The sequence below is a fragment of the Eubacterium sp. CAG:156 genome (genome assembly GCF_000434315.1).
Lineage (GTDB): Bacteria > Bacillota > Clostridia > Lachnospirales > Lachnospiraceae > Eubacterium_U > Eubacterium_U album.
Window position 1 is genome coordinate 3,193 of sequence record NZ_FR878154.1, and the last position, 15,025, is coordinate 18,217.

Here is a 15,025-nt window from a genome sequence, read left to right on the forward strand (position 1 = left end):
CAGGAAAGGTAATGCCTGCGGCAAGAAGACATCAGCTTTTAGAGTGGGCAAATATGGGAGAAAGATATATTATAGAAGATGATTATGACAGTGAGTTTCGATTTTCAGGAAAACCAATACCTACAATGGCAAGTATAGATAAAAATCAAAAAGTAATTTATATGAATACTTTTTCAAAGACACTTGCACCATCAATTAGAATCGCATATATGGTGTTGCCATTTGAATTAATGGATAAATATACAAAAAAATTAGATTTTTATTCGAGTACGGTTTCAAGCTTTGAACAATATACTCTGGCAGAATTTATAAAAGGTGGTTACTATGAGAGACATATTAACCGAATGAGAAATTATTATAAAGACAGCAGAAATAAAATTATTACGGCAATAAGAAATTCTTCGATATATCCACAGATTTCCATTGAAGAAGAAAACTCAGGACTTCATTTTATCTTGAGAATAAAAAAGAATATTGATGATGAAAACTTTAAAAAGTATTTAAAAGATAAACTTATTAACATTTCGTGCCTGACAGATTATTGTTATCAATATGATGATGAAGTTATTAATGAAAAATTTAGAAAAGAATTCAGCCATAAATTTATAATTAACTATTCAGAAGTAGAAGAAAGTAAAATGGTTGAAGCTCTTAAAATAATAGAACAGGCCTTAAAATTTACAGCAGAAAAAGATACGTAATAGTTTAAAAAGCTCATAAATGTTCATACTGAAAATAGTATGAATATGTGAGGTTTTGTATGAAAGAGTTGCTACAAAATGAAAATATAAGAAAATGCATAAAATTATTTGCGGTTTCATTAGGCGTTATACTGGTGATAAAATATTTGCTGCCGCTGTTCTGGCCTTTTGTGTTAGCATATTTTTTAGGAGAGTTAGTGTGCAGACTATCAGATTTTTTGAATAGAAAATTGCAGTTCCATTATAAGGTAGCGGCAATATTTTCACTTGTAGTAATAGTAATTTTAATTTTTGTACTGCTAGCGTTAATTATAAACAAGTTATTAGGACAGGTACAAAATTTGGTCGTAAGCTGGCCTAAATTTCAAAATGATTTAGACTGTGGTATAAAAGAAATTTGCTGTAACACAGAAAAGCGATTAAGGATAAATAACGGACTTTTGTATCAGACAATGTGCGATGGAATGGATGAAGTATCAAAAGTAGCAAAGAAAAATGTGTTTGTTAAAATAATGTCAAACTCTAAATCCGTTGTGATTGTATCAGTGGAAATTATAGCAGCGATTATAGTTGCAGTAATGGCGGCATATTTTTATGTAGTGGAAAAAAGCGATATAAAAGAAAAAATAAAAGGGCTATTTTTCTATAATGAGCTTAGCAAAATAAAAAGTAAAATGTCTATAATATTCAGGGCATATATAAAAGCACAGTTAGTTATCATGCTTATAACAAGTACATTGTGCAGTATTGGATTTGCACTGATTAAAAATCCATATTTTTTAATACTTGGAATTGTAGTGGGACTGTTAGATGCACTTCCTTTGATTGGGCTTGGAATTATAATGATACCGTGGGCAGTTGGTTATTTTATAATTGGAAATGTAAGAAAAGGGCTTGTAATAGCTGTTATTTATATAATATGCTATTTTGTAAGAGAAATTTTAGAGCCTAAGCTTATAGGTGATAATGCAGGAATAGGACCTCTTACCAGCCTTGTATGTATATATATTGGATATGAAATATTTGGACTATTGGGAGTATTTTTAGGACCGATAGCTTATATGATAATACAACAAATGACAGAATGAAGGTGTATAAATGAAATATAAATGTAATAACGATATAAAAATGAATATTCCAAAAGATGTGGATTTTATAATAAAAAAATTGGAAGAAAACGGATATGAAGCATTTGCGGTAGGCGGATGTGTAAGAGATACAATACTTGGGAGAGAACCAAAAGATTGGGATATAACAACGTCAGCGCTTCCACAGAAAGTAAAAGAAATTTTTAGAAGAACTCTCGATACGGGATTACAGCATGGCACGGTAACTGTAATGTTAAAACATATAGGCTATGAGGTTACCACATACAGAATTGATGGGGAATATAAGGATAGCAGACATCCGGAGTCAGTTGAATTTACAACAAATCTGATTGAGGATTTAAAACGAAGAGATTTCACAATAAATGCCATGGCGTATAATTCAAAATACGGAGTTGTGGATGCATTTGACGGAATAGGTGATTTGCAACGAAAGGTTATTAAATGTGTAAATGATCCTGAAGAAAGATTTACGGAAGATGCTTTAAGAATGCTTAGAGCAGTAAGATTTTCAGCACAGCTTGGATTTGAGATTGAGGAGAAAACTGAGAAAGCAATAAAAAAACTTGCACCGACTCTTGAAAAAATAAGTGCAGAGAGAATTTGTGCTGAATTAGAAAAACTTATTCTTTCAGATAATCCTGACAAATTAATTGAAGCATATAATTTAGGAATTACAAAGGTCGTATTGCCTGAGTTTGATGCAATGATGGAATGCAAACAGGATACTCCATATCATATGTACAATGTTGGAGAACATACAATCAAAGTAATGGAAAATGTTGAAAAAACAAGAGTTATGAGATTTGCAGCATTGCTTCATGATGTTGCGAAACCGGATGTACATACATTTGATACGAGAAGCCATTTTAAAGGACATGCTATAGCAGGCGTGGAAAAGGCAAATAAAATAATGCGTAGATTGAAAATGGATAACAAGACGATTGGACTGGTAAAAAGACTTGTTGCCTGCCACGATGATCGCCCTGTGGAGCATGGACGAAGTGAAGAAAAGGTAAGGAGAAGTGTGCATAAAATAGGAAAAGACATATATCCATTGTATTTACAACTTGTAAATGCAGATTTTGCAGGAAAAAGCGAATATGGACGTGAAAAAGGTTATGATGATTATTTATATGTTGTAGAAACATTTAACAAAATAGTAGATGAAGAACAGTGTACCTGTTCAGCAGAATTAAATATAACCGGAAAAGAAATGATAGAAATGGGTGTAAAGCCGGGACCAAAGATTGGAGATATATTTGACAGACTATTAGACATGGTATTAGAAAATCCTCAGTTAAATGAAAATGAAAAATTACGAGAATTAGTTTTAAAATTTAATGCATAAAAAGAAAAATTTTCCAGCTTCATATTCTGGATTTGCATTGCAACCGTCTTAGAATTTAATGTATAAAAATAGAGCGAATAAAGTTTTGACAACGAAAAAATTTGCTACAAAAAATTAAAATATCTTCTGAAGAATTTAATACTTAGGAATATCGCAACCAAAAATATCATAGTATAAAAAAGCTGAAACTATCTGAAACAAAAAGAAAAAGTCCCAGATAAACAGAATATGGTATTGAGAGGTGGCTGTATGAATGAAAAATCGTTAACTGTATTAGAGCAGTATGAAATTAATCTAAAGGAGATATTTAGAACAAAGGGAAATTATGGGTGTGTCACGGAAAAAGACATATATATTTTGCAGGAATATAATGATGGCGAAAAAAAGGGAGGAACCCATAATTTGATAGGTACGTATTTGGAGAAAAATGGGTTGTGCTGCGATTATCCTATTCCAAATAAGGAAGGCAAGTATGTGTCGGTCAGCATAGACGGATATACGTATATCTTAAAAAAATGGTTTAATGCCAGAGAGTGTGATATATCGCTAAAGACAGATATAATGAAATCTGTTAGTAATTTAGGAAAGTTCCATAGCATAACCGAAAATACCTACGATTTATGGAATGATGAATATAGTTTACATAATATTGATAATATAATAAACGTCTATGAAAGACATAATAGGGAAATAATAAAAGTAAGAAATTATATTAATAAAAGGAAAAATAAGTCTAAATTTGAGCTTGACCTTCAGGTGGAAATTGGCAAATATTACAGGCAGGGTGAGCAGGGAATATGGGAACTGAAAAATAGTTCATATGAGCAGTTATATAAAGAGGCTATAGCTAATAAATCAGTATGCCATGGAGTGTTTAATCATCACAGCGTTCTATTTGAAGATGGAAAAACGATTGTTATTAATATGAAAAAATTTGGATATGGATTGCAATTATATGACTTTTACGGATATTTAAGAAAGATAATGGAAAAAAATGAATGGGATGAAGAACTTGCATGGGAAGTCATGGATACATATTCTTTGCAGGTAAATCTGACCAAAGAAAAAATTCGTGTATTATGGAGTTTTTTTGTGTATCCGGAAAAGTTTTGGAAAATTATAAATTACTATTTTAATTCAAATAAAGCATGGAGTTCAGATAAAAATCAGGAGAAACTAAAACAATTTCAATTTCAGGAGGAAAAAAGACAGCAATTTATAGCACAACTTAAGAAAAAATGGGAATAAAAAATATTTTTTTATCTAAATTGTTATTTATTTTATGGTATCTTTGTATTATAATAAGTTCGAACTTTGTAGGAAGAGATTGAGGAAGTAGGAGGAGAAATCATGAGCTATAAAGATATATATAACGAATGGCTTAATAATCCATATTTTGATGAAGCTACGAAGGCAGAACTTCAGGCTATTAAAGATGACGAAAAGGAAATTGAAGACAGATTTTATATGGATTTAGAATTTGGTACTGCAGGGCTTAGGGGAGTTATTGGAGCCGGCACAAACCGAATGAATATTTATGTTGTCAGAAAGGCAACTCAGGGACTTGCAAATTACATCAATAAGATGGGACAGGGAAGCAAGGGAGTTGCAATTGCTTATGATTCAAGAAATATGTCACCTGAATTTGCAGATGAGGCAGCTTTATGTCTTTGTGCAAATGGAATCAAGGCTTACGTTTTTGAAAGTCTCAGACCAACACCTGAATTATCATTTGCAGTTAGATATTTAGGATGTACAGCAGGTATTAATGTGACAGCAAGCCATAATCCGGCAGAATATAACGGATATAAAGTTTACTGGGAAGATGGAGCACAGATTACACCACCTCATGACACAGGAATTATGAGTGAGGTTAAGGCAGTTGCGGATTATTCAGCATGTAAGACAATGGATAAAGAAAAGGCAATTGCTGATGGTTTATACATACAGATTGGTGCAAATGTAGATGATCCTTACATTGCAGAATTAAAGAAACAGGTAAAGAATCAGAAATGCATAGATGAAATGCAAAAAGATATCAAGATTGTTTATACACCACTCCACGGAACAGGAAATATTCCGGTAAGACGTGTGTTAAAAGAATTAGGATTTGAAAATGTATACGTAGTAAAAGAACAGGAATTACCTGATGGTAATTTCCCAACAGTAAGTTACCCTAACCCTGAAGCTGATGAATGCTTTGCGCTTGCAAAGAAAATCGGTGATGAAGTAGGAGCAGATTTACTTTTAGCTACAGACCCTGATGCAGACAGACTTGGAGTATATGTAAAAGGTGATAAACCAGGAGAATATCATGTACTTACAGGAAATATGTCAGGATGCTTATTAGCAGAATATGAACTTAGCCAGATGAAGGAAAATGGAACATTACCTGAAGATGGAGCTTTAATTAAGACTATTGTTACAACAAATCTTGCAAATGGAATTGCAAAATATTATGGAGTAAATCTTATCGAAGTACTTACAGGATTTAAGTACATCGGAGAACAGATTCTTAAATTTGAAACAACAGGAAAAGGACATTACTGTTTTGGATTTGAAGAAAGCTATGGTTGCTTAATCGGAACTCATGCAAGAGATAAAGACGCAGTAGTTGCATCAATGGCACTTTGCGAAGCAGCAGCTTATTATAAGTCAAAAGGAATGTCATTATGGGATAAGATGATTGAAATGTACGAAAGATATGGATATTGCATGGATGGAGTACAGTCATTAACATTAAAGGGTAAAGAAGGAATTGAAAAGATTCAGAATACTCTTGAAAAATTAAGAAAAGACGTTCCAACAGAATTTGACGGACTTAAGATTCTTTCAGCAAGAGATTACAGAGAAGATGTAATTAAAGATATGGTAACAGGAAAAACAACTAAGACAGGTTTACCTAAGTCAAACGTACTTTACTATGATTTAGAAGATGATGTATGGGTATGTATCCGTCCATCAGGAACAGAACCTAAGTTGAAATTCTATTACGGTGTAAAGGGTACAAGTTTTGAAGATGCACAGGAGAAACTTGATAAGCTAGGCAAATATTTACTCGATATGGTTAACTCAATGCTTTAAGCCGTAAATATAACTAATATTTATTTGTAAAGACTAATTTATGTTATAAAAATAAAAGCACTATAATATATTCTTAATAAGAATTATTGTGGTGCTTTTTTTATGGCAAAATGTAGAATGGTTTTAGCATTTACTGTTATTTTGGTGGGCATTTGCTTATGCTCCTGTAAAATAGAAAAAATAAGCAGCAAAAAAACGAAGGATGTTGAATACACAATTGTTCCTGAAAATGAAATACCACAGGAAGTAAAGAAAGTAATAGATGAAAAGAAAGGCTCGGAATTTAAATTGGCCTATACTGATCCTGAATACACATATATTCTTATAGGATATGGAAAGCAGGATTATCAGGGTTACTCAATTATTTTAAAGAAACTATATGAAACAACAAATTCAATATATGTACAAACTAAATTTAAAGGTCCTAAAGAATATTCAAATATACAATCAGAAACATTTCCGTACATAGTAATAAAAATAGAATCCACGAATAAAAATATAATATTCGCAGAATAAAAATAATGGGAGGGCATATGGAATTAGTTAAAAATAATGTATATTTGAGAAATAAGGCAGGGCAGGCTGCTAACAAAATGTATGTAAATGAAGAAGTGAATGTATCAGAGGTTTTTCCGGAAATTTACAATATTGTAAGGGAAAAAACAGAAATTCAATTGGATAAAGTTACACCCGAAACTGACCAGGTCATATTAAATGGATACATAAATTACAATATTTTGTATTATACAAATGATTCAGATATGGTGTATGGAATAGAGGGAGAAATTCCATTTGAGGAAACATTAAGAATTGGAAACACAGATGAAAATAGTATTGTTGATGTGAAAATGGAAGTTGATAGTTCAAATGTGAAACTATATAACTCTAGAAAATTTGCATTAAGGGCAGAAATTTTGATTTCAGCTGTGTCAGAAGGGCTTGAAAGCATAGAATTTCCGGATAAGATGGAAAACAGTAGAGGGATGGAAGTATTAAATGATACGGTAGAAACAATGTCCGTAGTTGCTGAACAAACTGAAAACATACGCATAAAAGAAAGCGTGTATATACCGGGAGTTAAGCCGGCAGCAGATAGAATAGTATGGAAAGAGTTGAAACTTAAAAATGTGACATCAAGAGTAAATGATGGAATGATAAATGTATCCGGTGAAATGTATGTGTTTATTATGTATTTGCCGGAGGAAGCAGATATGCCTAATCAGTGGATAGAAACAACCGTAGATTTTAAGGATAATTTGGAAATGAGTGAAGCTACAGAAGATTTAATTTCATTTATAAATGTGACGCTACAGGATGGAAAAATACATTTAAATGAAAATGAAGAGGGAGAAAATAGGGAACTTTCGATAGACGCAGTTTTGCAATTAGAGATAAAACTTTATAAGGAAAATAAAACTGAAATTTTAATGGATATATATTCACCAACTAAAAATGTACAGACAAAATTAAAAGACGTATGCTATAAAAAATTGCTTGTGAAGAATGCATCCAGAACAAAAACAGTAAAAAAAATTGAACTTGATCAGTCTAAAGGAAATGCTTTGCAGATTTGCAGCAGTACAGCAGATTTGAAAATAGACAATATTGAAATTGTTGATAACGGAATCGTGGCTAAAGGAAAAATGAAAGCATGTATAATGTACATTTCTTCAGATGACAAGAGACCTGTTTGTGCAAAAGAAGACAGCTGGGAATTTGAACACAGAATTGATGCAGACGGCATAAGTAAAGATGATTCATACTATGTTAAATGGCGCGTAGAACAGGTAAATACAAATATGGTAAACAGCAGTGAAATTGAAGTTAAAGCCGTAGTTGCACTTGAAGCTATCGTGTTCAAAAAATGTGATATGCAGGTTATAAATGAAGTTGAAGTAAAAGAGTATGATAGTGAAATGTTAAATGAAGTTCCGGATTTAGTTGGTTATATAGTTCAGAGAAATGATACTCTGTGGAATATTGCAAAATCTAATTTTACAACAATGACACAGATAATTAATGTAAACAAGTTGGAAAACTCCAGAATAAAAGAGGGAGAAAGACTTTTGCTTACGAAAACCTGTAATGAGTAAAAGTAGGATACTTTTGTTTACAAAAATCTTTAATGAATATATGGAGAATACTTTTGCCTAAGTAAACTTGTAATGAGTAAAAGAAATTAGTATACTGATATGGCGTAAGTAGAAGCGTATTTGATTGTTTGAAAGGTTAAGTACAGAATATGGATAAAATTGAATTAAAAGCTTATGGAAAAATAAACATAGGACTTGACGTTATAAGAAAAAGAGAAGATGGTTACCATGATTTGGATATGATTATGCAGACAGTAGGTGTGTATGATGATGTAATAATATCAAGGGAAGATGGCACGCAAACTTATGAAATAGAAGTAAGCACTGATGCAGATATTTTGCCAAATGATAAAGGAAACCTAGCTTTTATGGCTGCAAAAGTATTAATGGAAGCTTATGATATAAAATCAAAAGTTAAAATTCATATAAATAAGAGAATACCTATAGCAGGAGGAATGGCAGGAGGAAGTGCTGATTGTGCAGCTGTATTAAGAGGTGTAAATAAGTTATTTCAATTAGGGCTTACAGATGAACAGTTACAGGAATACGGTGTAAAGCTTGGAGCGGATGTGCCTTATTGCATAGTAGGTGGAACAAAAAGAGCGCAGGGCATAGGTGAAATATTGACAGATTTACCTACACCGCCAAAGTGTTATGTGATAATTGCAAAGCCGGACGCATTTGTTTCAACAAAATTTGTTTACAGCCATATACGCCCGGCGCAGATAGAAAATCATCCTGACATAGATGGAATAATCGAATCTATAAAAGCAGGTGATTTATACGGAATGTGTGAAAAGATTGCAAATGTAATGGAAGATGTAACAATTCCTGAATATCCAATTATTCAGAAGGTTAAGGATATTTTGAAATCAAATGGAGCGGTCAATGCGTTAATGAGTGGAAGCGGACCTACAGTCTTTGGTATATATGATGATGAAGAGAAAGCTAAACAATCAATGGATGCATTATCAGGAAAAGAGTTTGTGAGTCAGCTTTATCTTACAAAATTTATTTAAGCTTTATCTTACGGAATTTATTTAAATAATTTATTTAAAAACGTTAAATATTTGAAGCGGAAAACAGTGTTGTCTTCTGAAATATAACTATAATCTTCCTCGGAGATATTTTCTTTGATAATTTCTTTTGATGATTCGGGAAGAATACCGGAAGATGCATCAACAAAGCATAAAGGTGGATAAAGAACGCACCACCAGTTATGACCTTCTCCACTTCCTATATACATTGTATAAGAAAGATAAGTGCCGGAAGGAAATGACATATCGCCGTATTTTTTAACCGGGAAATCATCTAAGCCAAATGAGGAAGATATAGCGTAATCATAGCCATTATTTTTTATGACAGTGTTAGCTATTTTCTTTAAATCTTTATCGTGAGAGGCAATGAATTGTTTGGCATCTTCTAAAGAAGTGAATTCAGAAGAATGCTGATTCATATAGCCGACAACATTGTCTTTGACTTTCAATTTTAAATTTTGGTCTGGAATGGTATCGCTATTTGCCTTAACATGGAAACGGATAACACAATTGCTAAGGTCATTTTGCACCTTAGATGATTTTGAATTATGCATAATTGCAAGAGCAAAAAAAGAAACAACAAATATAACAGAAACAAAAAATTTATTTATATGTAACATGTAAATACTCCTCTATAAAAAAATATATAACTATGTGCAAAGTAAAAAAATAAATAATTATGTGCCAAATAAAAAATAAATAACTATGTGCAAAGTAAAAAATAATTATGTGTAAAATAATTTAAATCTAAGTGGGGTTGCGGACTGTTAGAATAAACGATATATATTAATCCGCAATATAATTTATTGCAACAATATTATTTATATAGAGAGTTCCCAAAAAAGAAAAAAATATACATATTTGATAAATAAAGAACAAAAAATAGAAAGAGATAAATAAAAACTATGAATGAAGAAGTAATTATTTCAATAAAAGGATTAAGAGTTACCGAAGACACCGACGAAGATGTAGAGGTTATTACACCTGGAAAGTATTATCTTAAAAATGGAAAACATTATTTGCTTTATGATGAAATTGATGAAGAAAGTGGTAAGACAATTAAAAATATGATAAAGATAACTTCGGAATATGTAGAAGTTACAAAACGAGGAGGCATTAGTTCAAAATTATGCTTTCAGGAAGAAAAGTCTTATCAATCAATTTACAGTACGATGTTTGGTGAATTCCTTATGGAAACAAAAACAGATGCTGTGATGCTTGATGAATCAGATGAAGTTATTGAAGCAACAGTTAAATATGAATTGTTTATTAATGGAAGCAGTGTTTCAACAAATAATATAGTTATTAAAGTTGAAAATAAAGTAAAATAAAAATTTAGAAACTAATATAGAAAAGTGCTAGATTTTACTCATGATTTAAAAATCGAGAAAAGTGCTAGGTTTCGTCTATCCTTGAAAAACGAATAAAAAACAGATTATGTTGTCACAAGTTACAAAAGCAAATGATTAAATGTTGCTTTATGCAAACTGTATTATGACATCATAATCTGTTTTTTATTATAGTTGTTATTTCTTTTTCTTACCAAAGAGACCTTTTTTCTTAGGTGGTTCATATACAGGACCACGGATTCTCTTAAAGTTAGTGATGTAAATTCCGCTTACAGTAGCTTTGATTTCCTGCTTAGGAAGAATCTGGTCAAAAATCTTTCCGTCGCAAATAAGGTTCATAACCTTAGGACCGGCTTTTACTTTTACGATTGGAAGTTTAGCTCTTCTCATGTATTTAGGTGTCTGTTCAACAACGATACTTGGAAGTCCGGCTTCCTTTAATTTCAGTTTCTTTTTATCGATTACTAATAAATTAACTGTCTGAGCATTTGCTTCTAAAGTTTTCTGCTGTTCAGCCTGCTTCTTTTCCGCTTTTCTTCCTAAGAAATATAAAACAACGAAAGCAACAAGTAAAACGGCAATTATTACGATAAGTGTTATTGTAAGTGCCTTCATTACTTACCTCCTATATAAAATTCTTTCAATATTTTAGCATTTAAAACAAAAATTTACAACATAATATAAAAATATGTTGTAAATTAAAGAATCTATTTATTTTCATCAAGAAGTTTAGCTACACATTCCTGAACATGTGAAGTAAGTTCACGTTGTTCAGGTCTGCTTAAATCCTTTGTTTCAATTGGCTTTCCGAAAATGATTTTTACAGTTCCCGGTTTTATTTTTGGAAAATGTTCTTCAAAAATTGCCGCTGAATTAATAATTCCAACAGGAACGATAGGTTTTTTAGCTTTGATGGCCATTTTTAAACTACCCTCTTTAAAAGGAAGCATTTCGTTAGTTTTTGAACGTGTTCCTTCAGGACAGATGAACATTGAAACACCGTTTTGTAAATAGTCAGTACCTTTTTGAATTGTCTTTAAGCCTTTACGTGGATTTTCTCTGTCAAGAAAAAGACAGTTAACAAAGTACATAATCCAACTTAATAATGGAATTTTTTTCATTTCAGCTTTAGCAATGTAACCTGTAGGGCGTTTCATATATTGATATGTAGTAACAATGTCAAAGTAACTTTTGTGGTTTGATGCAAATAAAACAGAAGTATCATCGGGAATGTTTTCTAATCCTTTAACTTTGGTTTTAACACCGCTAATTTTCATTACAATCCAAAATCCAAATTGTACCCATTTTAAACAAATTACGCTTCTAAGATTCATGTTAAACTGCTGAATGATTAATTCAACCAACATAAATGGCAGAGAAACGATTAAATAAATTACCAAAAAGATGGCTAAAATAATAAGTCGCATCATATTATTTAGTATTCTCCTTATATCATTATTGCATTCGTATAATTGTAGTCGCAAATATATTTAGTTGGAATATTACAATTAAAAAAATGCCTTTTATTATTGTAAGTGGAAAGAATGAAAAAATCAATATACACTATATTTGATAATAAAACGAATATATTACGTGAAGTGAAAAACTGAAAGCCACTTTTAACAGATGAAGTGGATTTTAGGTTTACACAAATATACTAATAAGATAGAAAAGACAATATTAAAATAAGAAAAGAAAAAAGATTGATTTACAAAAAAAGCGTTGGAAAATATGCAATTTAAATATAAATAAGAATAAATAAGAGAAAAATGTATTAAAATAACAAATTTATTAGTAATAATATACATTGTAAAGACAGAAAAGTTGGCGAATATGTATAAAACACCCATAAAAACGGTTTTATTTATTGAATATTAAAATTGCGCGTGATATACTATGGTTAACTTGCGAAATAGTCATTTCGCACTATGAAATAGGAGGAGATTAAAATGAAGTTAGTAAAGAAATTTGCAGCAGCTGTAGCAGCAATGGCACTTACAGTTGCTATGACAACATCGTGTTTTGCCGCTAGCTGGGGAAGCTATTTCGGACAGAACGAAGGATGGTATGAAGGAGCATATGGTGAATTAAAGAGCTCAACAGATACAAGCTGGACAGCTAACATGGACGCTATCGGTTGGGGCGGATGCTGGGGAGGTCAGGTATTCCAGCAGAACCTTAAGATTAAAAAAGGCGATGAATATCAGCTTAAGTTTAATATGACATCAAGCAAGTGTGATAAATGGGTATTTATCAAAATCGCAACAAAGGATGATATTGCATACGGTGATTGGATTCAGTTAAAGGCTGGAAAAACAACAAAGTATGATGTTACTTTCAAGGCTAAAGTAGATGCTGATTCAATTTACTTTGGTATCGGTGGTGATTTTGGTGACAGAGCTGAGGGAACAGATCAAGCAAAGGGAGCTATTTACCAGTACTCAAAGACAAAACCAAATGATGGTGATGCTACATACGCTACAGAACTTAAATGTACAGGTTACTCACTTGCAGCAACTAAGGCAGCAAGCACAGATACAGCATCAAATGATAATGCATCAGCAGACAGCACAGATACAACAAGTGCTTCAACAGATACAGCAAGCACAAGCGTAACAGATTCAACAGATACTTCTGCAGTAGCTACAGGTGATTTCGCACCTATCGCTTGCGCAGGTGTTGCAATTGCAGCAGCTTCAGTAGTTGTTATCTTTTCAAAGAAGAGAAAAGAAGCTTAATTAAAAATTAATTGAATTTAATATTTAATAAAAAGATAGAGCAAAATTTGCAAATGCGGTTTTGCTCTATCTTTTTTTGTTATACACAATGAGCCGAATAAAAAAGTTTGTTATACACATGACTGCGTCATGAATAACCACCTCAAATCCGCTGCGCTACTTTTCGGTGATTATACATTCGCCAAATATATAAAATTTTATGTAAACATAAAATTTTATATGTCTGGCTCATTGTGTATAACAAACAATAATAAATAATAACAAACAATAAAAGGCTGAAAGTGGCATAAATAAAGGGTTTTACCACCAAATATCGCAAAAATACAACAAAAAATGTCTATATATAGTAATTGTGAATGATTTAACAAAGAAATGAAACGGTTTTAAATAACAAAGTATACAAGTTTGGGAAAATGAGAAATAACAAAAATGTATAAAATATACAAGAATACGATTTGTAAAATCGTTTTTTTATGTTGATTTGTACATATATGTGTGCTAGAATATGAATTAGGAAATCACGATGTGAATTCTAATGTAGGTGAAATTTTTAAATTTTTTGAAGGAGGAAGTTATAATGAGAAAATTTAGCCGCAAAGCATTAGCTTTATCACTTTGCGTAGTTTTAGGAGCTACAGGTTTTACAGGTTGTGGCGATAAGAAAAATGGAGGCGGTTCTTCTAAGGGAGATAATACTGCAGACATGAGCACAGGCCTCAACAAAGATGCAGAAGGTGACATATCAATCATGGTATGGTCAGGTGATGGTCAGTATTATGAAGATATAGGACATATGGATTGGACAAAGGATGACATTAAAGCACAGAACGTTGCAGCAGTTTATGCAGTAGCTAAGAAGTTTAATGAAACATATCCTAATGTAAAGATTAACCTTTTTGCTAAATCAGGTGATCCTAACCAGGCCGGAACAAACACATGGGATCAGGAAATTGAAAACTTTAAAGTAGACCATGGTAAATATCCTGATATTTGGGCATCAACAGATGTTCCTAATGACATTAAGAAAGGTTTAGTTGCAGATTTATCAGTTTACAAAGATGAAAGTTCATACAAAGCATACAATGAATCACTTATGGCAACAATGAACTATTGGGGATTCCAGGGCGCATTGCCATCATACTCAATTCCTTGGGGTATTTGGGTTAATAAATCACTCGCAACAGAAAACAATATCGATGTTCCTGATATTGATTGGGATATTGATGAATATACAGATTTTATCAAGTCAGCAGATTGTGAAACATTCTGGGGCGACAAGAGCACTCCTGTACGTTTAATTGAAACAGGAACAGAAGATATTAATAAGAGCATCTTAGAGAATGGAACAGTTAATGTTAACTCAGATGCAGTTAAAGACTTGCTTACATATGTACCTGAATGGGCTGAAACAACAGTTGACGTTGCTGAAGGTGCAGGAAATCTTTCAGAAGAAATTGCTAAGGAATGTGGTCAGTACAGCTGGTATTACTTCTGCAACAACAGATTATTAACAGATTCAAATGACCCTTGGTATCTTGCTAGTGCAGCAGATCCTAATGCAAAGAG

General features: G+C 32.0%; 14 protein-coding genes. 11 read left to right on the forward strand and 3 right to left on the reverse strand.

Features of this window, described 5'->3' with window-relative positions:
• The 8 genes from ABMA45_RS05040 to ispE form a co-directional block, all read left to right on the forward strand.
• Positions 1–701: aminotransferase-like domain-containing protein (locus ABMA45_RS05040; protein ID WP_348029922.1), on the forward strand; the 701-nt coding region annotated here is incomplete at its 5' end.
• A 59-nt stretch (positions 702–760) separates the two neighbouring features.
• Positions 761–1,789 carry an AI-2E family transporter gene (locus ABMA45_RS05045; RefSeq protein WP_022088796.1) on the forward strand — a complete coding sequence of 343 codons (1,029 nt, stop codon included), beginning with the start codon at positions 761–763 and terminating at the stop codon, positions 1,787–1,789.
• 10 nt (positions 1,790–1,799) lie between these two features.
• The gene (locus ABMA45_RS05050; protein WP_022088797.1) at positions 1,800–3,158 is read left to right on the forward strand and encodes a CCA tRNA nucleotidyltransferase; all 1,359 of its coding nucleotides are present in this window, start codon (positions 1,800–1,802) and stop codon (positions 3,156–3,158) included.
• Between the two features lie 249 nt (positions 3,159–3,407).
• Positions 3,408–4,406, forward strand: a complete 999-nt coding sequence (locus tag ABMA45_RS05055; RefSeq protein WP_022088798.1) for a spore coat protein CotS family — start codon at positions 3,408–3,410, stop codon at positions 4,404–4,406.
• A 102-nt stretch (positions 4,407–4,508) separates the two neighbouring features.
• Positions 4,509–6,242 carry a phospho-sugar mutase gene (locus ABMA45_RS05060; protein ID WP_022088799.1) on the forward strand — a complete coding sequence of 578 codons (1,734 nt, stop codon included), beginning with the start codon at positions 4,509–4,511 and terminating at the stop codon, positions 6,240–6,242.
• Between the two features lie 102 nt (positions 6,243–6,344).
• Positions 6,345–6,758, forward strand: coding sequence for a protease complex subunit PrcB family protein (locus ABMA45_RS05065; RefSeq protein ID WP_022088800.1), 414 nt, complete (start codon positions 6,345–6,347; stop codon positions 6,756–6,758).
• 17 nt (positions 6,759–6,775) lie between these two features.
• Positions 6,776–8,335, forward strand: coding sequence for a DUF3794 and LysM peptidoglycan-binding domain-containing protein (locus tag ABMA45_RS05070; protein WP_022088801.1), 1,560 nt, complete (start codon positions 6,776–6,778; stop codon positions 8,333–8,335).
• A gap of 149 nt (positions 8,336–8,484) precedes the next feature.
• Positions 8,485–9,354 (forward strand): 4-(cytidine 5'-diphospho)-2-C-methyl-D-erythritol kinase, encoded by an 870-nt coding sequence (gene ispE / locus ABMA45_RS05075; RefSeq protein WP_022088802.1) that lies wholly within the window; start codon positions 8,485–8,487, stop codon positions 9,352–9,354.
• A 17-nt stretch (positions 9,355–9,371) separates the two neighbouring features.
• On the opposite strand, the gene spoIIR is transcribed toward ispE, so the two are convergent.
• A complete protein-coding gene (spoIIR, locus tag ABMA45_RS05080) occupies positions 9,372–9,992 on the reverse strand; it encodes a stage II sporulation protein R (RefSeq protein WP_022088803.1) in 621 nt (206 codons plus the stop codon).
• Between the two features lie 285 nt (positions 9,993–10,277).
• Between spoIIR and ABMA45_RS05085 the strand changes: the two genes are divergently transcribed.
• A complete protein-coding gene (locus tag ABMA45_RS05085) occupies positions 10,278–10,703 on the forward strand; it encodes a DUF1934 domain-containing protein (protein ID WP_022088804.1) in 426 nt (141 codons plus the stop codon).
• Between the two features lie 195 nt (positions 10,704–10,898).
• Here the strand turns inward: ABMA45_RS05085 and ABMA45_RS05090 are convergent, their stop codons facing one another.
• Entirely contained in the window at positions 10,899–11,336 is a 438-nt protein-coding gene (locus ABMA45_RS05090; RefSeq protein ID WP_022088805.1) for a hypothetical protein, read from the reverse strand.
• A 92-nt stretch (positions 11,337–11,428) separates the two neighbouring features.
• The gene (locus tag ABMA45_RS05095) at positions 11,429–12,151 is read right to left on the reverse strand and encodes a lysophospholipid acyltransferase family protein (protein ID WP_022088806.1); all 723 of its coding nucleotides are present in this window, start codon (positions 12,149–12,151) and stop codon (positions 11,429–11,431) included.
• A gap of 519 nt (positions 12,152–12,670) precedes the next feature.
• Here ABMA45_RS05095 and ABMA45_RS05100 point away from each other — a divergent pair.
• Positions 12,671–13,459, forward strand: a complete 789-nt coding sequence (locus tag ABMA45_RS05100) for a hypothetical protein (RefSeq protein WP_022088807.1) — start codon at positions 12,671–12,673, stop codon at positions 13,457–13,459.
• Positions 13,460–14,036: 577 nt separating this feature from the next.
• Positions 14,037–15,025: hypothetical protein (locus tag ABMA45_RS05105; protein WP_348029923.1), on the forward strand; the 989-nt coding region annotated here is incomplete at its 3' end.